This is a genomic window from Kribbella sp. NPDC059898 (assembly GCF_042730855.1).
Classification (GTDB): domain Bacteria; phylum Actinomycetota; class Actinomycetes; order Propionibacteriales; family Kribbellaceae; genus Kribbella.
Genome location: NZ_JBHWKR010000001.1, coordinates 957314 through 979286, shown reverse-complemented (window position 1 = coordinate 979286; position 21973 = coordinate 957314). Strand labels below are relative to the sequence as shown.

Here is a 21973-nt window from a genome sequence, read left to right as displayed (position 1 = left end):
GCATCTTTGTCCGCATGAAACGTTCAGTAGTCGCCCTGGCGTTACTCGCCGGTGCACTCGTGTACACCGCCGGTCCCGCCCGGGCCGCCGGCACCACTCTCGGTGACGTCACCGGCTTCGCCGCCGACCAGGCGACGTACACCCTCACCGCCGGCCCCGCGAAGGTCCGCGTCGTGTTCCTCAAGGACGACGTGTTCCGGCTGTGGATGGCCCCCGACGGCAACTTCACCGACCCGGCGAGCACCGGCGCGGGCTCGACGATCGTCACCAAGACCGACTACGGAACCCCGCGGACCACCTGGCGCGACCGCGGCACGTACTACTCGCTCAGCACCGGCAAGATCGAAGTACGCGCCCAGAAACAGCCGCTCAAGTTCTCCCTGTACCGCGCCGACGGCCAGCTCGTCTGGTCCGAGGCCGCCCCGCTGTCCTGGACCGACACGTCCACCACCCAGACCCTCAACCGCGGCGCCAGTGAGCAGTTCTTCGGCGGCGGCATGCAGAACGGCCGGTTCTCGCACCGCGACCAGACGATCAAGATCACCAAGGACTTCAACTGGGAGGACAGCGGCAACCCCAACGCCTCGCCGTACTACATGAGCACGGCCGGGTACGGCGTACTCCGCAACACGTTCAGCCCCGGCAGCTACAGCTTCACCGATCCGGTGGTGAGCACCCACGACGAGCAGCGCTTCGACGCGTACTACTTCGTCGGCGACCTGAAGACGTCCCTCGACCGCTACACCGAGCTCACCGGCCGGCCGTTCATGCCGCCGATCTACGGGCTCGAGTACGGCGACTCCGACTGCTACAACCGTGGGCACTACGCCACCGACCCGGACCCGAGCAACGACTGGAAGGTCAACCCGGACAAGGTGACCACGCTGGACGCGGTCAAGGTCGCGCAACGCTTCAAGGACCAGGACATGCCCGGCGGCTGGATGCTCGTCAACGACGACTACGGCTGCGGGTACTCCGCGAACACCGACTCCGAGCAGGTCGACGGCACCTGGTGGGGCAAGCGCGACATCCCCGCACTGAAGCAGACCGGCGACGAACTGCGGGCCCGCAACCTCCAGATGGGCCTGTGGACGCAGTCCAACCTGGACCGCCAGCCCGCCGAGGTCGGCGACGCCGGCGTCCGGGTGCGGAAGCTGGACGTCGCGTGGGTCGGCCCCGGGTACCGGTACGCGCTGAGCGCCTGCGACACCGCGCACGACGGCATCGAGCAGTACAGCAACGCCCGCGGGTTCGCGTGGATGGTCGAGGGCTGGGCCGGTGCGCAGCGGTGCGCGGTGCAGTGGACCGGCGACCACAGCGGTTCGCTGGACGCGATCAAGTGGCAGATCCCCGCGATCACCGGCTCCGGCAACTCCGGGATCGCCTACAGCGCGGGCGACGTGGACGGCATCTTCGGCGGCAGCGCGACGTCGTACGTGCGTGATCTGCAGTGGAAGGTGTTCAACCCGGCGCTGATGAGCATGTCCGGCTGGTCGACGCCGGCGTACAAGCAGCCCTGGGCGTACGGCGAGCCGTACACCTCGATCAACCGGAAGTACCTGAAGCTCCGCGAGCGGCTGCTGCCGTACTTCTACACGTACGCCGCCGAGGCGCACCGGACCGGCGCGCCGCTGGACCGGTCGCTGGTGCTCGAGTACCCGAACGACCCTCGCACCTGGGACGACACGGCCAAGTACGAGTTCCTGGCCGGCAAGGAGTTCCTGGTCGCGCCGATGTACGACGCCGACGAGGTCAAGAACGGGATCTACCTGCCCGCGGGCCGGTGGATCGACTACTGGACCGGGCGGGTGTACCAGGGCCCGACAACCGTGAACGGGTACCACGCGGCGCTCGACACGCTGCCGCTGTTCGTGAAGGCCGGCGCGGTAGTGCCGATGTGGAAGCCCGGCATCAACAACGCCGCCGAACAGAAGCCCGGTGACACCGTCAGCGTCGACATCTACCCGTCCGGGAAGTCGTCGTTCGCGATGTACGAGGACGACCGGGTGACGCGCGCCACGAAGTCCGCCACCCAGACGTTCTCGGTCGACGCACCTTCGCAGGGGCGCGGCGACATCAGCGTCAACATCGGCCCCAGCATCGGCGCCTACGACGGCAAACCAGCCGCGCGGGCGTACGACCTGACCCTCCACACCGGCAGCGCACCCCACCACGTATCCATTGATGGCAAGGCCATCAGCTGGAGCTACTCGAACGGAGTGATTCGGATCCCCACCGGATCAATCTCCACCGCACGCAACGCCGTGGTCCAGATCGACGGCACCTCAGCAGTAGGCGGCCCCGACGTCACGAACACCTTCGGCACCCCCGACCTGACCACTCCGTCGCTCTGGAACGCACCGGGTCAGCCGACCGAGGTCACTGCCTCTTTCCGCAACGGCACCGGTACGACGGTCCGCAACGTGAAGCTCGACGTACAGGTCCCGTCCGGCTGGTCCGTGGCCGGCAAGAACACGTTCTCCGAGGTTTCCCCCGGCCAGAGCATCACCACGAAACTCCAGGTCACGCCCGGTGCAGACGTCAAACCGGCAAGCTTCACGCTGACCTTGCAGGCGTCGTACGTTGCCCAAAGCAAGAGTTACTCCAATAGCGCGACCGGCACCGCACAGTTGCCGTACGCATCGTTGTCGCAGGCCGCGAACGTGGTCGGCGTCAGCGACGCGTCGACGTACAAGCAAGGCAATTTCGACGGGTCCGGCAACAGCTTCAACGGCGAGGCGCTGGCGGCCGCCGGATACACGCCCGGGGCGACAGTCTCGGTCCAGGGCGCGAACTTCACCTGGCCGACCGGCGCACCCGGTACGCCGAACCTCGTCAAGAACCAGTCCGCACCGATCCTCGTCTCCGGCACCGGATCACACCTGGCGCTCCTCGGCGCCGGGGCGAGCCTGAACGCCCGCGGCACGGTCACGATCATCTACACGGACGGGACCACGTCCGAGGGCACGTTCCAGCTGCCGAACTGGTGCTGTCAAGACCCGACCACGGGCGGCGCGAAGCTCGCGGTGTCGGTCAAGGGCCGCTACACGGCGGCCGGTCTGAGCAACACGACAACGGACTACCGGGTCTTCTACACCGCCGTACCGCTGGATCCCGGCAAGACCGTGAAGGCGATCAAGCTGCCCGGCGGCGGACTGGGCTTCTTCGCCGCCACGATAGCGGACAAACCGTTGCCCCCGGCACCCACCGGTGAGAACTGGGTCAGCGACCTGGAGTTCCTCGACTCCACGAACGGCTGGGGCCCGGTCGAACGCGACCACAGCAACGGCGAGGACGCCGCGAACGACGGCGGCCCGATCACCCTCGACGGCGTCCAGTACGCCAAGGGCCTCGGCGCCCATGCCCCTTCCTCGGTCTCCATCCGCCTGGGCGGCAACTGCATCACCTTCACCAGCAAACTGGGCGTCGACGACGAGGTCGACGACCGCGGAAAGGTCACCTTCAAGGTCCTCACCGACGGCACCGCCAAATACACCTCCGACCAACTGACAGGCACCTCCCCCACCGCCTCAACCACAGTCGACGTAACAGGCGCCCAAACCCTAACCCTCCAAGTAACCGACGCCGGCGACGGCAACACGAGCGACCACGCCGACTGGGCCGAAGCCAAACTCACCTGCAACCCATAAGACCAACAGGACCTACACACCCACAACACCCTCCAGAGACCCCGCCTGAGCCTGGACGGAACAGGCCGTGGACCACTACCTCCTGTCGAAATTCACCTCTCCGCCCGGTCAGCCTGCTGACCGGTGCGGAAGAATGCGGGCATGCGAGAGTTGACGCGGGATGCGGTGGACCGGTTGCATGCGGCGTTCGGCGCCGCCGGGTACACCGTGGACGGGGTGGCTGAGCGGCTGGCGGAGCAGGCGAACGCCGCGTTGGCGCGGAACGAGACGGCGCCGGCGGTACGGCGTACCGCGACGGGGGATGCGCTGGACACGATGATCCGGCTGTTCCTGCTTCAGCGGGCGGTGCCGAAAGAGCTTGTGGACAAGGCGTTTCCGGGTGTCGATCTGGTTGCTTTGGGCATCGTTGAGCGGAGCGGGGACGAGGGGCGCGCCGTCCTCGACATCCGGCCGTTTGCGGAGGATGGGTTCGAGTGGTGGGTGGTGGCGGATCTGACGCCGGGGTTGGACGGGCGGCGGGAGGCTATGCGGTCGGACTATGTGTTGGGGATTGCGCCGGCGAGTTTGAGTTTGATGCAGTTGACGGTGCCGGTGAAGGTGGAGCGGGCGCTGGACATCGGGACGGGGTGCGGGATCCAGTCGTTGCATCTGGCGGGGCGGGCCGCGAGTGTGACCGCGACCGACGTCAACCCGCGGGCGCTGCAGCTCGCGCGAGCGACCGCGATGCTCAACCACGTCGAGCTGGATCTCCGTGACGGAAGCCTGTACGAGCCGGTGCGGGGTGAGCGGTTCGACCTGATCGTCAGCAATCCGCCGTACGTGATCTCCCCGCCTGGTGGCGACCTGACCTACCGCGAGACCGGGTTCACCGGTGACGCCGTCGTGGAGCAGCTCGTCCGCCAGGCTCCGCAGCACCTCACGGACGGCGGCTGGTGCCAGCTGCTCGCGAACTGGACCTGTGTCCGCGGCGAGGAGTGGCAGGACCGCCTCGCCGGGTGGACGACCGACCGCGAGGCCTGGGCGGTGCAGCGCGAGCAGCTCGACACCTCGGAGTACGTCGAGCTCTGGCTCCGCGACGCCGGCCTGCACGGCACCCCGCAGTACACGACGCGGTACGACGAATGGATGCGCTACCTCGACCAGTACGACGTCGAGGCGATCGGGATGGGCTGGATCACCCTGCACAACGTCCCCGGCGAGCTCGACGCGGAGTCTTGGCCGTACGAGATCGAGCGCCCGATCGGCCCGCATGTCCTGCACCGGTTCGAACGCAAGGAAGGCCTCCCGAAGGACCTGACCGGGCTGTACCTTCGCGTCGCGGACGACGTCGTTCAGGAGACCAGCGGCCGTCCCGGCGCGGAGGACCCGGCGACGATCGTGCTCAGGCGGCAACGCGGCATGCGCCGGGCGGAGCAGGTGGATACGGTGCTGGCCGGTTTCGTCGGCGCCTGCGACGGCGACCTGAGCACCGGGCAGATCCTCGCGGCGCTCGCCGACCTGACCGATCGCCCGGTGGTCGACGTACTCTCCGACTACCTGCCCCAGGTCAGAAACCTTGTGGTAGAAGGCTTCCTGGACTACTGACGCCGGCGTCGGCGCTTCTCGGCGTACATCCGCCGGTCGGCCTCGGTCAGCAGGTCCGCGACCGGCGTGCCGTCCGTACTGCTGGCCTGTCCGACACTCAACCGGAGCAGCGCGAACCACGGCGCCTCGGCAGCGGCCGCCTCCCGATCCGCCGCGCCCTTGATCCGCTCGACCAGCTCCGGCGCCCCGCGCTCGTCCGGGTTGTCCAGTACGACGACGAACTCGTCGCCACCCGCCCGCGCCACCACGTCCTCCGCGCGGCACTGCTTCACCAGCAGCGACCCGACCCGACGCAGCACCTCGTCACCGCTGGCATGCCCGAAGCTGTCGTTGATCACCTTCAGGTTGTCCACGTCGATCGCCACCACCGCGATCGAACGGCCGGAGTCCTGCGCGGCCGACATCCGCTCGTCGAGCGCGCGCCGGTTCCCCACGCCGGTCAGCGGGTCCTCCCGGGCGGCCCGCCATTCCGCATCGTGCCGGATCGACAGCTCGTGGTTCGCGAGCGCCGTACGTACGGCGTACAGCCCGCGCAGCCGCTCCGCCCACCAGCCGCGGCTGATCGCCCGCGCGTACTGCAGCCCGGTGGTCGCGCCGGAGTCGCCGGAGGCCGCGATCACCTGGACGACCGTGTGCCGGACCAGCGCCTCCACCGGCGGGTCCGACATCAGCGGCAGGTCGCTCTCCGCCCGGTCCGCGGCGTCCAGCGCCTCGCCGGTCCGGCCGAGCGTCAGGTACGCCTTCGCCAGGTAGGTGCCGGCGATCGCGGCCAGCTCCAGGTCGCCGAGCTTCGCCAGCTGGTCCCGGCAGTCCTTGAGGATCACCGCCGCCTCGGCCGCGTCCGCGTCGTCGTTGCTCGCCGCCAGCCACATCCGCCCGGCCATCGGCCAGTACCCGAGCAGGTCGGCCGCCAGGATCGCCTCGACCGCCTCGCCGGCCCACCGGTGCGCGGCCCGCCGGCGCTCCTGGATCTCCTCGTCGTACGTCGTGTCGCCGAGCCGCTCGAGCTCGTGCGCCCAGCGCAGGTTCGACTCGGCCAGGTTCAGCCGGGTGATGGCGGGCGACTCGGGCAGGCCGAGCGGGTCGTGGTCGCCCTCGGCGGCCAGCTCGAAGTGCGGGATGCACAGCTCGTACAGCCGGAGCAGGTCGTAGGCGTACCCGAGACCGGTGTGTCCCCAGCTCGCCAGCCCGAGGTCCCGGGTCCGGGACAGCGCGTTCTCCGCGGCGACCAGGTCCGCGACCGAGTCGCCGCCCTCGCCGGTCCGGATCAGCGTGACGATCCGGAGCGCGACCGCGTTCGCCTCCCAGCCGGGCTCGTCGATCGCCCGGGCGACCCGGATACAGCCGTCGACCGCGTCCAGCGCCTCGACCGAGTCGGTGGCGTGGTGGGCCGCGACGGCCCGCACGTACTCGGCGGCGGCGCGCTCGTGGCTCGGCGTCGGGTCGAGCTCGGCGAGCAGGTCGTTGATCTCGGTCATCGCGTCGACCGCGTTGCCCGACTGGGCCCTGGTCATCGCGGCCGCGATCCGCGCCGTCACCCCCGACGTCTCCCGCACCACACCCCCCGATCTCACCTGGTCCGCTGTTTGTCCTCGTACAGCCGTCGGTCCGCCCGTGGGACCAGCTGCTCCACGCCGAGCCCTTCGGCGGTCGCGGCGTACCCGATGCTCAGTCCGAGCCGGCGCAGCCACGGCTTGTCCGTCGTCGCCGCGATCGCCTCGACCGCGACCCGGATCCGCTCGGCCAGCTGCGCGCCGCCCTTGGCGTCGGGCTGGTCGAGCACCACGAAGAACTCGTCGCCACCCGATCGAACCACGGCATCGGTCGCGCGCGCTTGTTCTACCAGCAGATTTGCAACAACCTGCAGCAATTCGTCGCCGCAGGCGTGCCCGAACGTGTCGTTGACGATCTTCAGGTCGTCGACGTCGAGCGCCAGCAGGGTGACCGCCCGTCCCGAGTCCCGGGCCGCGGTCAGCCGCTCGTCCATGGCGCGCCGATTTCCCACCCCGGTCAGCGGATCCTGCCGCGCCGCGTGCCACTCGGCGTCGTGCCGGGCCGGCAGGTCGTGCGCGGCCAGTGCATGCCGTACGGCGTTCAGCGCGCGCTGCCGCTCCTTCCACCAGCCGCGCGCCACCGACCGGGCGTAGGCCAGTCCGGCAAGGGATCCCGGCGTACCGTCGAGGGCGTCGATCTCCGAACGGGTCTGCAGGACCAGGATGTTGGTCGCTGGATCGGCCAACGGAATCAGGTCCGCGGCGGCCCGGTCGGCGGCCGCTTTCGCCTGCTCGACCTGGCCGTTCGCGCGCAACGCCCGGGCCAGGTACGCGCCGGCGATCGCGAGCCGCTCGGTCTCGCCGAGCTTGCCGATCTCGTCGCGGATCTCGGTCAGTTCGGCGGCCGCCTGCTCCGGGTCCTGTTCGGTGGCGGCCGCGGCCAGCCACAGCCGGGCGCTGAGTTTCCAGAACTCCTGGCTCTCGTCGTCGACGACCACCCGCTCGGCCTCCCGGGCCCAGTACGCCGCGGACGCCATCCGTTCCTCGATTTCCCTTGCGTACAAAGGATCGCCGAGCCGCTCGAGCTCGTGCGCCCAGCGCAGGTACGTCTCCGCGAGGTTCAGCCGGTCGATCGCCAGCGATTCGGCCAGCTCGAACACGTCGTCGTCCAGCTGGGTCGCGAGCTCGTAGTGCGGGATGCACAGCTCGAACAAGCGCAGTACGTCGTACGCGTATCCGAGGCCCGTATGCGCCCAGGCGATCAGGCCGGCGTCCTTCGTCCGGTTCAACGCCGCCTCGGCCGCGACCAGGTCGTTGACGGTGTCGCCGCCGCGGCCGCTGCGGGCCAGGTTGATGATCCGGATCGGGAGCGCGTTCGCCTCCCAGCCCGGCTCGTCGATCGCCCGCGCCACCTCGATCAGCGCGTCCACCGCCCGCAGCGCCTCGTCGGCGTCGCTGGCGTGGTGCGCGGTCACGCCGCGGACGTACTCCGCCGCGGCCAGCGGGTAGCTCGGTACGCCGCCCAGCTCGGCCCGGATCGCCTCGATCTCGGCCGCCGCACCCGCCTGCCCACCCGACTGAGCCGCGGTCATCGCGGCGGCGATCCGGGCGGTCAGCGGAGCGTCCGCCGCCATCTCGCCATTCCCCATACCCGCCGACGGCCCTTCCCTGATCCGACACCCGCCTCTCGGGCCGGACCGCCCATTGTGACCACGCTCTCCACGTCCTGTCACGGCCCGAACCCGCCAACGGCCACTTAGTGCCACAACCACCGTACTGCGAGTTGCGGAACTCCCGGGTCTCGGTGCCGGGCGAGTCAGCCGATCGGAACGCCGATCGGGAGTTGGAAGCGCAGCGGCGCCCTGCTCGACGACGCGATCCCCGGGACCGCCACCGCGCAGCTCCCGGCGGCGGCCGAACAGCTGAGGAGGTCTACCGGGTCGCTCTCCGCGGAGCGGTAACCGACCGCGTAGAAGGTGTTCTCGGTGGACCACTGGGTCGGCGCGATCAACGCGTAGCCGTCGAAGGTCAACGGCAACTGGCTGCCGTTCGCGACGTCGAACATGCGGACCTCGTCGGACTTGTCGGTGAGCAGATAGCGGCCGGAGGGCGACAAGTACGCGTGCCAGCCCTCGAAGATGCTCGGCGCCTTCGCATCGAGGTCCATCGCGACCGCGAGGTCGTTGCCGGCGTCCTTGGACGGGTGCTCCCACACCAGCCGCCCGCCGCGAGCCGCCTGCAGGAGGCTGGTTTTGGCGCCGGGCTTGATCAGCTCGTTCCGCCCGGAAGCGACGTCGAGGCGGCGGAGACCGTCCGAGGCCGCGAGGTACGCCGTACCGCCGTCGATCGCGACCACATGCACCGGATCCGAGTTCACCGCGCCCTTGCCGGCCTTGTCGGCCGTACGACTCAGCTCCCGGCGCCCGCCGACGTCATACAGCACGAACTCCGGAACGGCGGCGCGCGCGTCCACCCAGCCGGCCACCGGGCCCTCGGCCGCGAGCAGTTGGGTCTTGTCGCCGCGGCCGATCATCTGCGCCGGGCCGGTCCCGTCGACCGCGTACACGGTCCCGTCCGCCCCCGCGACCACGAACCCGGCCGTGGTCTGCACGAACGACGCGATCGGCACGGGCGCCTCGTACGTCGTGCTGCCGTAGTGGATGACCGTCCCGGTGGCCCAGGTCGCGCGGATCTCCGCGAACGGTCCGGCCGGCTGCACCACCGAGTCCGTCCGGGTGATCTGCCGGACCACGGTCACGCCGCCGGCGACCGCCACGACCGCCGTCACGGCCGCCACCAGGGTCGTGATCCGGCGCCGCCGTACCCGCCGGCGACCGTTGCCGACGATCGCGTCGAGGTCCAGGTTCGGCTCGCCGGCGGCCGCGGCCTCTTCGGTGAAGGCCTCCTTGAGCAGGGCGTTCATCACAGCACCACCTCTTCGATGATCAGCGTCTCTTCCGGCCCGAGGGTGGCGCGCAGCCGGGCGAGTGCCCGGTTGCCCTGGCTCTTCACGGTCCCTTCGCTGCACCCGAGGATCCGCGCCGTCTCGGCGAGGCTCAGGTCCTCGAAGTACCGCAGCACGAGCACGGCGCGCTGCCGCGGCGGCAACTTGCGGACCTCGGCGCGCAGCCACATCCGGGTCGTCGTGTCGTCGGTGTGCGGCAGCGGCGGGACGTCGTCCCGCGGCTTCTCGCTCCAGCCCTTCCGGCGGAACCAGCTGAACGCGGTGTTGGTGATCACCCGGCGCGTGTAGGCCTCGGCGTTCGCGGAGTCCCGCAGCCGGTGCCAGCGCATGAAGGTTTTGGTCAACGCCTCCTGCAGCAGATCCTCGGCATGTCCGCGGTCGCCGACGAGCAGGTAGGCGTAGCGGAACAACGCCCCTTGCCGCGCCACGGCGAACGCCTCGAACTCCGGTTCCATGCCGAATCCCTTCGCAGCCCCGTTCCGACGCCCACCGAGACGCGGTGGGACCGCCAAAACGTTGTCAGGAGATCCGTACGCCGTCCCGGCAGAGCGCGACCGACCCCTCACGGACCGCGGCCAGCGCCGCCGACAGCCGCTCCGCGAGCATCGGCTTGCCGAGCCCGCGCGCCTGCTCGAGCGTGTACAGCCCCGCCGACAGGATCTCCCCGTCGCGGAACACGAAGCCCGCGACATCGGCGTCGTCCAGCACGCCGCCGTCGAAGACGAAGTTCATGCCGTCCGGACGCCCGTCGTACCCACGCACGTGGTCGACGACCAGCAGCCGCCCTACCGGCCGGTCGGTGCCGAGCTCCTCGCCCAGCTCCCGGACCGCCCCGTCCCACGGCGCCTCGTCCGCCTCGACGACCCCGCCGGGCAGCTCCCAGTTCGGCTTGTACGACGGCTCGACCAGCAGCACCCGCCCGTCCGCCGAGCGGAACAGGACGCCGGCCGCGACACGCTTGCGCGGCAGCCCCGCCGCGTATCCCCCGTCCGGCACCGGCTACCCGGCCGCTTGTTCGGTACCGGCAGCCGCATGCAGGCGGACCGGCAGCGAGTCCACGCCGTACACGATCGAGAAGTCACGGAAGCGGAGCTGGTCTTCCGGTACGGCGAGGGCGAGGTCCGGGAAGCGGTGCGCGAGCGCGGTGAACGCGGCGCGGAGCTCCATCCGGGCCAGCTCGGCGCCGACACAGCGGTGCATGCCGTGCCCGAACGCGAGGTGCGCGGAGGAGACCGTGCGCTTGGGGTAGAAGTCCTCGGCGTCGGACCCGAAGACGCCCTTGTCCCGGTCCGCGCCGGACAGCGACACCGCGACCAGGTCGCCCTTCTTCACCGGCTGCCCGAACAGCTCGTGGTCGTGCCGCGCGAACCGCGGGAACGCCACCTGGACGACGGTCAGGTACCGGAGCAGCTCGTCGACGATCACGTCGACCGCGCCCGGCTCGTTCCGGATCCGCTCGAAGTTCTCCGGGTCGCGCAGCAGCACCAGCGTGCCGAGCGCGAGCATGCTCGCGGACGTCTCGTACCCGCCGAGGAACACGCCGTCGGCCAGCCCGCCGAGCTCGACGTCGTCGATGTCGTCGCCCTTGTCGCGGATGATCGACCCGATCAGCCCGTCGCCTGGGTTCGCGCGCTGCTTGCGGACGATCTCGAACAGGAACTCGCGGGACTCCGACGCCGACCCGAACAGCCCGATCCCGCCGCCTGACATGTCGAACCGGGCTGGACCGAGGGCGCGGAAGCGGTCGCGGTCCTGCTCCTCGACGCCGAGCAGATCGGCGATCAGCAGGAACGGCACGTTGAACGCGAAGTCCGCGACGATGTCGGCCACCGGGCCCTTGGCGTCCATCAGGTCCAGCTGGTCGTTGACGATCTTCTCGATCGCCGGCTCCAGCCGGGCCAGCCGCCGCTTGGTGAACTCGGGCGTCAGCAGCTTGCGCAGCCGGGTGTGGTCCGGCGGGTCGGTGAAGCCGAGTCCGCCGATCCCCTCGGACGGCTTGTTCGGGTCGGAGCCGACCAGCGGACGGATGTCGTGGCTGTAGTCCTCCTCGTTGGACAGCACGTACTTGGCCTCGGCGTGTCCGCTCACGACCCAGACGTTCAGCCCGAACAGATGAGCCAGCTTGTGCACCGGCTCCGTCTCCCGGACGGCGGCCAGGTCGGGCACCGGGTCCAGGCCGTGCCGGCGCAGCGGCATCGAGACCGAGTCGGGGAACATCCGCATCTTCGACAGGTCCAGACCGCCCTTCCGGCTGGCCCTGTTGAGGATCCGGTTGCCGACCCAACGCTTCAGGTATGTCGCAACCATGACTTCTACGCGCCCTCTCTCGACTGCGCCCCCGCACGGCTCTTGTGACTCAAAGCTAACGTCGTCAGGGACCAGATCTGATGGTGTTGGCACTACTGCGGTAGTGGCGTTGGCACCACCACGGGAGGGGGCCGCGGAGTACCAGCAGAGAACCTTGTCACGGACCGAGGTTCCACTGCCACCTGACACCACCTGTACGCCGCCCTGGACCTCGACATGCCGTGTCTCGGGGAGGATTCAGGGAAAAACCAGCCGAAAGTCGGATGCCTCAGAGCCAGTACGGCGTGAAGATCCGGAGCACGTCCGCGAGCCTGGCCTTCAGCTGCTCGCGCCGCGGGATCGGTGTGAGTTTCTTCGCACTGCCGATCCGGAGTCCGTGGTCCGCGAACACGTACAGCACCCGCAAGGTCCGGACCACGTTGGTCACCTCGGGCGTGATCCCCTCGGCCGGCGGGTTCGCCAGCACCCGCAGCGCCGGGTCCAGCCAGTCGGTCACGTCGTTCCCGGTGAGGTCGTCGCGGGTGAGCGTCGCGGCGAGCGCGTATCCGAGCCGGTCGTCCTCCATGTCCCGGAACACGTACGGCGTCGGCGTCAGCAGCCGCCCGATCCCGAGCCGGAGCATCTGCACCGGTTCCACGGCCGGATGCTGACCGAGCGCCCCGAGCAGGTCGGCCCCATGCGCGACCGCGTGCAGCCAGCCGAGCTTCTCGTCGTACCCGCGCAGGTCCCGCTCCCCGACGTACCAGCGCTCGAACGGCGGCACCCAGCCGGGCTCGAAGACCCCGGCCGTCACGATCGAGTCGAGGATCAGCGGTACGAACGTCCGCGCCTGGATCTCCGGGTCCGCGAACCGCGGCACCAGTTCGTCGCCGAGCGCCCGCAGTTCCGGCTCGGACAGCACCCCGCGGTCGATCCAGGTCGCCAGCGTCGAGTACGCCTGCCGGTCCCGTACGCCGGGATCCGGCGACCGCAGCATCCCTACCAGCTCGGCCACCAGCTCCCGCACCGGCGGCCCTTCCGGTACGGCGAACCCGTTCTCCCGGACCTGCACCCAATCGGTCATGCGCGGCACGGTATTCCGTCCCGGGTCCACGGGAAACGGCCCGTGGTTCATCCGGTCTCCCGGATGCACCACGGGCCGTTCGCGGCCAGGACCCCTCAGCCCGGCCGGGCCCCGCGCCCCGGTCGAGGCCCCTCAACCTCGAACCGGGGTGGACTGTGTCACGCGTCGCGCTTGCTCGCCGTGAAGAGCGCGATCGCCATCAGGACGACTGCCCAGCCGGCGAAGTACAGCAGCGACATCCACGGCCCCAGCGCATAGTTGCTGGCGTCGCCGACACTGCCTGCCAGACCGCCGTCGTTGCCCTGGGCGATGAACGCGCTGGCGTTCTGGAACGGCGACCACTTGGTCATGTCGTCGCCGACCTTCGGGATCAGGCTGAACAACTGCTCGACCGCCAGCGGCCACAGGATCAGCAGCGCGATCGCACCGGCGGTGTGCCGGAGCAGGATCGCCACCGCGACCGCGACCACGGCGGACAGGAAGAAGATGAGTCCGCGCCCGGCGACCAGCCGCCACTCCGCGCCGGTGTTGATCGACAGGTCGGCGCCGCTGGCCAGCAGCTTGCCGATCCCCCAGCCGCCGAAGGCCGCGATCTCGCCGACAAGGGCGGCCAGGGCGGCGACCACGACGGTCTTGCCGAGCAGCAGCTGGGCGCGCTGCGGGACCGCCTGGAAGCTGGTCCGGATGGTGCCGAAGCGGTACTCGGTGGTGACCGCGAGGGCCGCCATGACCATCATCACCATCTGGCTGAGCGAGGTGCCGCCCTGGGTCATGAAGATCGTCGCTTGCTGTTTCTGGTCGCCCTTGAGGAAGCCGGTCGCGAGTGCCGCCAGCCCAAGGGACAGCACTGCCGCGACCACCATGCACCACCACGGCGAGCGGGTGGAGAAGAGCTTGATCCGCTCAACGTTGATGACCGACATGTCAGTTGTCCTCCTTCGGACCCGCGGCCACCTCGGCGCCGGACGGCGCCTCGAGGTGCGTGACGCCGGCGATCTCCTCCGACGCGTGGTACTCCACGGAGTCGCCCGTCATCCGCATGAAGGCCTGCTCCAGCGAACCGCGCTGCAGCGTCAGCTCGTGCAGCACGATGCCGTGCACGGCGGCCGTCTCGCCGATCTGGTCGGTCTTCAGGTCGCCCTCGACGAACAGCACCTTGCCCTCGTCCTCGACGTCCTCGATCCGGGTCGTCAGCTGCTGCTCGTTCAGGATGCCGGCCAGCTGGTCGAGCTGCGGCGTCCGGACCTTGACCGTCGTACCGCTGGCGCGGTCGACGAACTCCTGGGTGCTGCTCTGCGCGATCAGCTTGCCGCGGCCGATGACGACCAGTTCCTCGGCGGTCAGCGCCATCTCGGACAGCAGGTGGCTGGAGACCAGCACGGTCCGGCCCTCGTCGGCCAGCCGGTGCATGAACGTCCGGATCCAGACGATGCCCTCCGGGTCGAGGCCGTTCACCGGCTCGTCGAAGAGCAGCACCTCCGGGTCGCCGAGCAGGGCGCCGGCGATGCCGAGCCGCTGCGACATACCCAGCGAGAAGGTGCCGGCCCGCTTGTTCGCGACCGAGTGCAGGCCGACCATGTCGAGGGCCTTGTCGACCGCCGCCTTCGGCAGCTTGTTCGAGGCCGCCATCCAGGCCAGGTGCGCACGGGCCGAGCGGTTCGGGTGCACCCACTTCGCGTCCAGCAGCGCGCCGACCTTGGTCAGCGGCCGCTTCAGGTCGCGGTAGCGCTGCCCGTCGATCGTGACCACGCCGGACGTCGGGGTGTCGAGTCCGAGGATCATCCGCATGGTGGTGGACTTGCCGGCGCCGTTCGGACCGAGGAAGCCGGTCACCTTACCGGGTTTGATCTCGAAAGACAGGTTGTCAACGGCAACTGTCTCGCCGTATCGCTTGGTGAGGCCTTTTGCCTCGATCATCGCCGTAACTCCTCGTTCGGTGGCGTGAGAACCGTTCCCGGGCGGCCGGGTCTTGTGGTGATGAGATCAGTATCGAGGTCCATGCGGTGCAAGGCATCGGACCCCGGGCGGATCCGGTGTGTCCACCCGTGGGTTGATTCTGCCGTCCGCACGGCGGCTGCTGCCATCGGTTGAAACCCTGACCACGACCCCGACGATCCCCCATCCCGAGGGTGAGCACATCAGCCGAAAGTCGACAGCGGGGCGTACTTCAGTCCATCGGTACGCCGTACAGCACCAGGTTGTCGCTGTAGCGCTGCGCCTTGTGGTCGTACGGACCGGTACAGGTAACCAGGGCCAGCCGCGGCTTCACGGCGCCATGGAAGAGGTCCGACGGCAAGGCGTTCTGCTTGTACGTCCGCCGCGCGACGATCCGGTACCAGTGCACGTCGCCGTCCCCGGCCGTCACCGCGACCTTCGCGCCGACCGGCACCCCGGACAGCGGCGCGAACACCCCGAGGCCCTGCGTGGTGTCCACATGGCCGGCCAGCAGTACGGTGCCGCCCTCCGCGCCGGGCGCCGCCCCCGCGGCCCACCAGCCGACGTCCGCCGTCTTCGGCACCTGGAGCTGCCCGTCCCCACCGGTCGCGACCGGCCGTACCGTCGCCTCCAGGTATCCGGGCAGCTTGAGCTTCACCGGCGGTACGGCGGCCTCCCGGTCGGACAGCGACGCGCTCGCGTCCGGGACCTTCCCGGTGTTCCGGGGCTGACCGCCGAACATCAGCACCAGCCCGGCCCCGAGCGCCGCGATCCCGAGCAGCCGCCGGCGTACCGAGATCGACTTGCCGACCAGCAGCAGGATCGCGCCGAGCCCCAGCAGGATCAGCGCCGCCCGCGAACGGGCCAGCACCGCGTCCGCGTGCTGTCCGCCGCTGCCGGTCGAGACCACCGGGGTGCCGGTGCCCGCCTTGCACTTGCCGGCGATCAGCCGCTGGTCCATCTCGATCACGGGCTTGGCCGCGTTGGCCACGGACTCCACGGCCGGCGACGCGTTCTTCGGCAGATCGCCGTTGACCAGCGTCAGGTACTTCTGGTGCTGCTGCCGCTGCAGCACGAGCCACGCGGCGTCGTACCCCGGTTTCCCGCCCTTCGCGGCGAGTGCGTCGAGCTGCTGGCGCTGGGCCAGCGACGGCACGGTCAGCAGCACGATCCCGAGCCGGGTGGCGACGTCCAGCTCCTGTGCCGCGAGCTTGCGGTGATCGCTCTCCAGCTGCGCCCCGGCCCGCCGTACACACGCGGTCTTCGCGGCCGTGGTCGCCGCGTGCGCGGCCTCGATGATGGTCAGGTTCAGCTGATGGGCGGCGTTCAGGTACGTCGGATCCGGCTGCGTCGTCACCGCACCCGCCGGCTGCATCGTCACCAGCAGCCCGGCCAAGGCGAGAAGCAGCAACGCCGGCAGTCGTCGCACCCCTACCTCCCCGCAGTCCGTCGTACGACGACAGTAATCGGGGCGGGTGGGCCGGGTCCAGAGATACGGAACGGCCCGCCGGTGGCTTCACCGGCGGGCCGTTCCATGGAGTTGCCTACGTCAGGCGGCTGCCTTCGCCTCCGCGGGCGTGTCGGAGATGACCGACTCGCGACGCTTGGAGATGTACACCGCCGCGGCCAGGATGACCACCGCGACGACCGCTATAACGATCCGCAGCGCGGTGTTCGGGTTGTCGCCGATCTTCGACATCCCGACGATCGCCGGGGCGATCAGCACCGAGACCAGGTTCATCACCTTGATCAGCGGGTTGATGGCCGGGCCGGCGGTGTCCTTGAACGGGTCACCGACGGTGTCACCGATGATGGTGGCCTCGTGCGCGGGCGAACCCTTGCCGCCGTGGTTGCCGTCCTCGACCAGCTTCTTGGCGTTGTCCCAGGCACCACCGGAGTTGGCCAGGAAGACCGCCATCAGCGTGCCGGAGCCGATCGCACCGGCCAGGTAGCCGGCCAGCGCCGGGGCGCCGAGGCCGAAGCCGACGGCGATCGGCGCGGTGAGCGCGAGCAGACCCGGGGTGGCCAGCTCCCGCAGCGAGTCCTTGGTGCAGATGTCCACGACCTTGCCGTACTCCGGCTTGCCCGTGCCCTCCATGATCCCGGGGATGTCGCGGAACTGCCGACGGACCTCGTAGACCACCGCACCGGCGGCACGGCCGACGGCGTTGATGGCCAGACCGGAGAACATGAACACGACCGCGGCACCGAGGATGATGCCGACCAGGGTGCCCGGGTTGAACACCAGCGCGTCCGCCTCGAACTTGGCGTAGTTGTTCGCCAGCGAGGTCCGGATCGCGTCCGTGTACGAGCCGAACAGCGCGGTCGCGGCCAGTACGGCGGTCGCGATCGCGATGCCCTTGGTGATCGCCTTGGTGGTGTTGCCGACGGCGTCCAGCTCGGTGAGGATCTGGGCCGCCTCGCCGTCCACGTCGCCGGACATCTCGGCGATGCCCTGCGCGTTGTCGGAGACCGGGCCGAAGGTGTCCATCGCGACGATGACGCCGACGGTGGTCAGCAGACCGCAACCGGCCAGCGCGATCGCGAACAGCGCGACGATGCCGGAACCACCGACCAGGAACGCGCCGTACACGGCCGCCGCGATCACCACTGCGGTGTAGACGGCGGACTCGAAGCCGACCGAGATACCGGACAGGATCACGGTCGCGGCGCCGGTCAGCGAGGTCTTGCCGACGTCCTTGACCGGCTTGTCCTCGGTGCCGGTGAAGTAACCGGTCAGCGCCAGGATGACGGCCGCCAGCACGATGCCGATGATCACCGAGACGGTCGCGATCAGCCGCGGGTCGCCGCTGTTGTCCGCGATCGCCGTACCGGCCGCGCCGGTCAGGTCCTTGAAGCTGCTCGGCAGGTAGACGAACGCCGCCACCGCGCAGAGTACGGCGGAGATGACCGCGGAGATGTAGAACGCGCGGTTGATCGTGCGCAGACCGTTCTCACCGGTCCGCGGGCGGGTCAGGAAGACGCCGACGACCGCGGTGATGGCGCCGATGGCCGGCACGATCAGCGGGAAGATCAGGCCCTGCTCGCCGAACGCGGCCTTGCCCAGGATCAGCGAGGCCACCAGCATCACGGCGTACGACTCGAACAGGTCGGCCGCCATACCGGCGCAGTCACCGACGTTGTCACCGACGTTGTCGGCGATCGTCGCGGCGTTCCGCGGGTCGTCCTCGGGGATGTTCTGCTCGACCTTGCCGACCAGGTCGGCGCCGACGTCGGCAGCCTTGGTGAAGATACCGCCGCCGACCCGCATGAACATCGCGAGCATCGCGGCGCCGAAGCCGAAGCCCTCGAGCACCGTCGGGGCGTCACCCTTGAAGATCAGTACGACGAGCGCGGCGCCGAACAGGCCGAAGCCCACGGTCGCCATTCCCACGGTGCCGCCGGTCCGGAACGCGACCCGCATGGCCGGGTCCCGGCCCTCGTCCCGGGCGGCCGCGGCGACCCGGACGTTGGCGCGCGTCGCGAGCCACATGCCCAGGTAGCCGATCAGGGCCGAGAAGCCCGCGCCGACGAGGAAGAAGACCGATCGGAAGATCTTCAGCGTGGTCTCGTTGCCGCCGTCGGTGTGCGCCGGCAGCAGGAACAGCAACAGAAACGCGACCACGGCGAAGATCGACAGCGTCCGGAACTGCCGGTTCAGGTAGGCGGCTGCGCCTTCCTGGACCGCGGCGGCGATCGTCTTCATGTTCTCGGTGCCATCGTTCGCGGCAAGCACCTGGCCCCGGAAGACCATCGCAATGGCGACCGCGAGGATCGCGATCACTCCGACGACGATCACCAGTGTGGTGTTGCTCGACGAAAGATCCACCGCTTGTGCAGCAAGCAGCGCGGACATCCGTCCTCCTTGTAGGCAACCCATGCAGGTCTGACGGCCCCCGTCTGCCGCAACCGAAGGGTTGGGGAAATACGACACAGCGCCAGGGGACTGGCGCGGTGGGTTACTCTAACGGGTTCCGAACCAGACCTGACGACAGGGTGGTCTACGCCATAGAAGACCGAAACGGCAAGCCCCGTGCCGGAACCCGGGCGGGACCGTCACACAAAGTAGTACCGGAGTTGCGTTTTCACTCGTTCAGATAGCGGATGCGACGTCCGGGTGGATGTCGAACACCTTCGTCAGGCCGGTGATCCGGAAGATCTTCAGCAGCCGTTCCTGGGTGCAGACCAGGGACAGGGATCCGTCGTGGGTGCGCACCCGTTTCAGCCCGCCGACGAGGACGCCGAGCCCGGTGGAGTCCAGGAACTCCACGCGATCCAGGTCGATGACGAGGTCGTAGACCCCGTCGTCGACGAGCGCCGCGATCTTCTCGCGGAGCTTCGGCGCGGTGTAGACGTCGATCTCCCCCGCGACCTCGATGACGGTCCGCCCGCCCTCGGCGCGCGCGGTCAGCGACAGATCCACTTCGGCCTCCGATCCCGTCCTGTGCCTCATGGTTCACTCGCATCCGCTCGTGAACTGCTGCATTCAACCATGTACGGACCGTGAGTAAGACCCGTTGCCGAAAACTCTTTCATCTCGGCCGGGGGAAGTCGATTCCGCTGGGGAAAAAGCCGCGTGCATCGGAACGTGCATTCTCAGCTCACACTCAGCTCGCAGTTGGCGAACGGCTGTCCGTAGCGGCGACTAGTCTCCCTGTATGCGTGCAGGTGGTGAGGCGGCGGCCGTCCTGAAACGGCTGGCCGCCGGGCGCGACGACCGGTTGACCCATGTCGAGTCCGTCCCGCCCCGGCTCGGGCAGACGTGCGACTGGCCGCGCTGGGTTCCGTCCGAGGTCCTCGGCCAGTTGCGCGACGCCGGTATCACGGCCCCGTGGACCCACCAGGTCGCGACAGCCGAAGCGGCGTACGCCGGGAAACATGTGGTGGTGGCGACCGGGACGGCGTCGGGCAAGTCGCTCGGGTATCTGCTGCCCGCCTTTGCCACCTTGAGCATCGCGCAGGCCGCCTCACCACATCGCCGTACGGCGTCGGTGCTCTACCTGTCACCGACGAAGGCCCTGGCGCACGACCAGCTCCGTGCGGTCTCGTCGTACACCGTGCCCGGTCTGCGCGCCACGACGCTGGACGGCGACTCCGAGCGGACCGAGCGCGACTGGGCGCGCGACCAGGCGACGTACGTGCTCAGCAATCCGGACATGCTGCACCGTTCCGTCCTGCCGAACCACCAACGATGGGCCCGGTTCCTGGGCTGTCTGCAGTACGTCGTGGTGGACGAGTGCCACCACTACCGCGGGGTGTTCGGCGCGCACGTGGCCGGCGTACTGCGGCGACTGCGACGGGTTTGTGCGCAGTACGGCGCCCATCCGATCTTCATCTGCGCATCCGCGACTGTTGCCGAGCCCGCGCTGTCAGGCGAACGCTTGACCGGGCTGCCGATGGAAGAGGTCGTGGCCGACGGCTCTCCGCGCGGTGGGGTCGCGTTCGGGTTGTGGGAGCCGCCCCTGACTTCTTTACATGGTGAGAACGGCGCCCCGGTACGACGGTCCGCGACAGCCGAGGTGGCGGACCTCTTGACGGACCTGGTCGTCACAGGCGTCCGTACCGTCGCCTTCGTCCGCTCGCGCCGCGGAGCCGAGGCAGTGGCGATGACAGCCCGCGAGAACCTGGCCGAGGTCGACCCGGCGCTCATCGAGCAGGTGTCGGCGTACCGGGCCGGCTACCTGCCGGAAGAACGCCGGCGGCTCGAAGGAATGCTGCAGAGCGGTGAGCTGACGGGTGTCGCCGCGACCAACGCTCTCGAGTTGGGCATCGACATTGCCGGACTGGACGCCGTACTGCTCTCTGGCTGGCCTGGTACGCGCGCATCCCTCTGGCAGCAGGCAGGACGCGCAGGGCGGGCCGGCGGAGACGCGGTGGCGTTGCTGATCGCCCGGGACGACCCGTTGGACACGTACCTCGTACGGCACCCGGCAGCGATCTTCGGCCGCCCCGTCGAGGCAACGGTGTTCAACCCGGAGAACCCGTACGTCCTGGGTCCGCAGCTCTGCGCGGCGGCGCAGGAGATCCCGTTGACGACGGACGACTACGAGGTCTTCGGCAGTACGACGGAGTCTGTCATCGCCCAGCTGGTTCGGCAGGGCGCGCTGCGCGAGCGGCCGCACGGGTGGTTCTGGACCCGGCGCGAGCGGGCCGTCGACGCGATCGACATCCGCTCGGCCGGCGGGAAGACCGTGCAGATCGTCGAGGACCGGACCGGCCGGCTGCTCGGAACGGTCGACGGCGGCTCGGCGCACTCGTCGGTCCACGAGGGCGCCGTCTACGTCCATGCCGGCGAGTCCTACCTGGTGCGCTCCCTGGACCTGGAGGGGCACGCCGCGATCGTCGAGCCGGCGTCGCCGGACTACACGACGTTCGCCCGCGACGTGACCGAGATCGGCGTCCTCGCCACCGAGGAGACCTGCAACTGGGGTACGGCGGAGCTGTCGCGCGGCTGGGTCCAGGTGACCAGCCAGGTGATCTCGTTCCAGCGCAAGCGGATCGCCACCGGCGACGTACTCGACGAGCAGCCGCTGGACCTGCCGGAGCGGACGCTGCGGACCAAGGCGGTCTGGTGGACGATGCCCGACGGCGTCGTCGAGTCGCTCGGGCTGGCCGACGTACCGGGCGCCGCGCACGCGGCCGAGCACGCGTCGATCGGACTGCTCCCGCTGTTCGCCACCTGCGACCGCTGGGACATCGGCGGCGTCTCCACGGCCAAGCACGCCGACACCGGCCGGCTGACGGTCTTCGTGTACGACGGCCACCCGGGCGGCGCCGGCTTCGCCGAACACGGGTACGCCGCGGCGCGCGAGTGGTTGACCGCGACACGCGAGGCGATTGCACACTGTGAATGCATGGACGGATGCCCGTCGTGCGTACAGTCGCCCAAGTGTGGGAACCAGAACAACCCACTCGACAAGAGCGGCGCGGTCGCGCTGCTCTCGGCATTACTGAGCAGTGAAGCCTGAAAGGTAGG

The 21973-nt window shown here is 69.6% G+C and carries 15 protein-coding genes; 3 read left to right on the top strand and 12 right to left on the bottom strand.

Annotation, left to right across the window (positions count from 1 at the left end):
- The first annotated feature begins 14 nt into the window (after nucleotides 1-14).
- Nucleotides 15-3650: an NPCBM/NEW2 domain-containing protein gene (locus tag ACFV9C_RS04820; protein ID WP_380190720.1), complete on the top strand. Its 3636-nt coding sequence runs from the start codon at nucleotides 15-17 to the stop codon at nucleotides 3648-3650.
- A gap of 141 nt (nucleotides 3651-3791) precedes the next feature.
- Complete coding sequence (locus ACFV9C_RS04815) at nucleotides 3792-5234, top strand: methyltransferase (protein ID WP_380190719.1); 1443 nt, start codon at nucleotides 3792-3794, stop codon at nucleotides 5232-5234.
- Here the strand turns inward: ACFV9C_RS04815 and ACFV9C_RS04810 are convergent.
- The 12 genes from ACFV9C_RS04810 to ACFV9C_RS04755 all read right to left on the bottom strand — a co-directional run bounded on the left by ACFV9C_RS04810 (nucleotide 5228) and on the right by ACFV9C_RS04755 (nucleotide 19420).
- Complete coding sequence (locus ACFV9C_RS04810; protein ID WP_380190718.1) at nucleotides 5228-6808, bottom strand: diguanylate cyclase; 1581 nt, start codon at nucleotides 6806-6808, stop codon at nucleotides 5228-5230. The two genes, ACFV9C_RS04815 and ACFV9C_RS04810, sit on opposite strands and share 7 nt — an antisense overlap.
- Nucleotides 6805-8361, bottom strand: coding sequence for a diguanylate cyclase domain-containing protein (locus ACFV9C_RS04805; protein ID WP_380190717.1), 1557 nt, complete (start codon nucleotides 8359-8361; stop codon nucleotides 6805-6807). Before ACFV9C_RS04805 ends, ACFV9C_RS04810 begins: the two co-directional genes overlap by 4 nt.
- 182 nt (nucleotides 8362-8543) lie before the next feature.
- Nucleotides 8544-9650, bottom strand: a complete 1107-nt coding sequence (locus tag ACFV9C_RS04800) for a hypothetical protein (RefSeq protein ID WP_380190716.1) — start codon at nucleotides 9648-9650, stop codon at nucleotides 8544-8546.
- Nucleotides 9650-10147, bottom strand: a complete 498-nt coding sequence (locus tag ACFV9C_RS04795) for a SigE family RNA polymerase sigma factor (RefSeq protein ID WP_380190715.1) — start codon at nucleotides 10145-10147, stop codon at nucleotides 9650-9652. The genes ACFV9C_RS04800 and ACFV9C_RS04795 overlap by 1 nt, the downstream gene beginning before the upstream one ends.
- A 64-nt stretch (nucleotides 10148-10211) precedes the next feature.
- Nucleotides 10212-10688 (bottom strand): NUDIX domain-containing protein, encoded by a 477-nt coding sequence (locus ACFV9C_RS04790; protein WP_380190714.1) that lies wholly within the window; start codon nucleotides 10686-10688, stop codon nucleotides 10212-10214.
- A gap of 3 nt (nucleotides 10689-10691) precedes the next feature.
- A complete protein-coding gene (locus ACFV9C_RS04785; RefSeq protein WP_380190713.1) occupies nucleotides 10692-11999 on the bottom strand; it encodes a cytochrome P450 in 1308 nt (435 codons plus the stop codon).
- 268 nt (nucleotides 12000-12267) lie between these two features.
- Nucleotides 12268-13062: a DUF2785 domain-containing protein gene (locus tag ACFV9C_RS04780; RefSeq protein ID WP_380190712.1), complete on the bottom strand. Its 795-nt coding sequence runs from the start codon at nucleotides 13060-13062 to the stop codon at nucleotides 12268-12270.
- Nucleotides 13063-13220: 158 nt separating this feature from the next.
- Complete coding sequence (locus tag ACFV9C_RS04775; protein WP_380190711.1) at nucleotides 13221-13985, bottom strand: hypothetical protein; 765 nt, start codon at nucleotides 13983-13985, stop codon at nucleotides 13221-13223.
- Nucleotide 13986: 1 nt separating this feature from the next.
- Nucleotides 13987-14979, bottom strand: a complete 993-nt coding sequence (locus ACFV9C_RS04770) for an ABC transporter ATP-binding protein (protein ID WP_380190710.1) — start codon at nucleotides 14977-14979, stop codon at nucleotides 13987-13989.
- A 250-nt stretch (nucleotides 14980-15229) separates the two neighbouring features.
- A complete protein-coding gene (locus tag ACFV9C_RS04765) occupies nucleotides 15230-16426 on the bottom strand; it encodes a DUF4142 domain-containing protein (RefSeq protein WP_380190709.1) in 1197 nt (398 codons plus the stop codon).
- Between the two features lie 120 nt (nucleotides 16427-16546).
- Nucleotides 16547-18853, bottom strand: a complete 2307-nt coding sequence (locus ACFV9C_RS04760; RefSeq protein ID WP_380190708.1) for a sodium-translocating pyrophosphatase — start codon at nucleotides 18851-18853, stop codon at nucleotides 16547-16549.
- Between the two features lie 237 nt (nucleotides 18854-19090).
- Nucleotides 19091-19420 (bottom strand): STAS domain-containing protein, encoded by a 330-nt coding sequence (locus ACFV9C_RS04755; protein WP_380190707.1) that lies wholly within the window; start codon nucleotides 19418-19420, stop codon nucleotides 19091-19093.
- A 235-nt stretch (nucleotides 19421-19655) separates the two neighbouring features.
- Between ACFV9C_RS04755 and ACFV9C_RS04750 the strand changes: the two genes are divergently transcribed.
- Nucleotides 19656-21965 (top strand): DEAD/DEAH box helicase, encoded by a 2310-nt coding sequence (locus ACFV9C_RS04750; RefSeq protein WP_380190706.1) that lies wholly within the window; start codon nucleotides 19656-19658, stop codon nucleotides 21963-21965.
- Nucleotides 21966-21973: the final 8 nt, after the last annotated feature.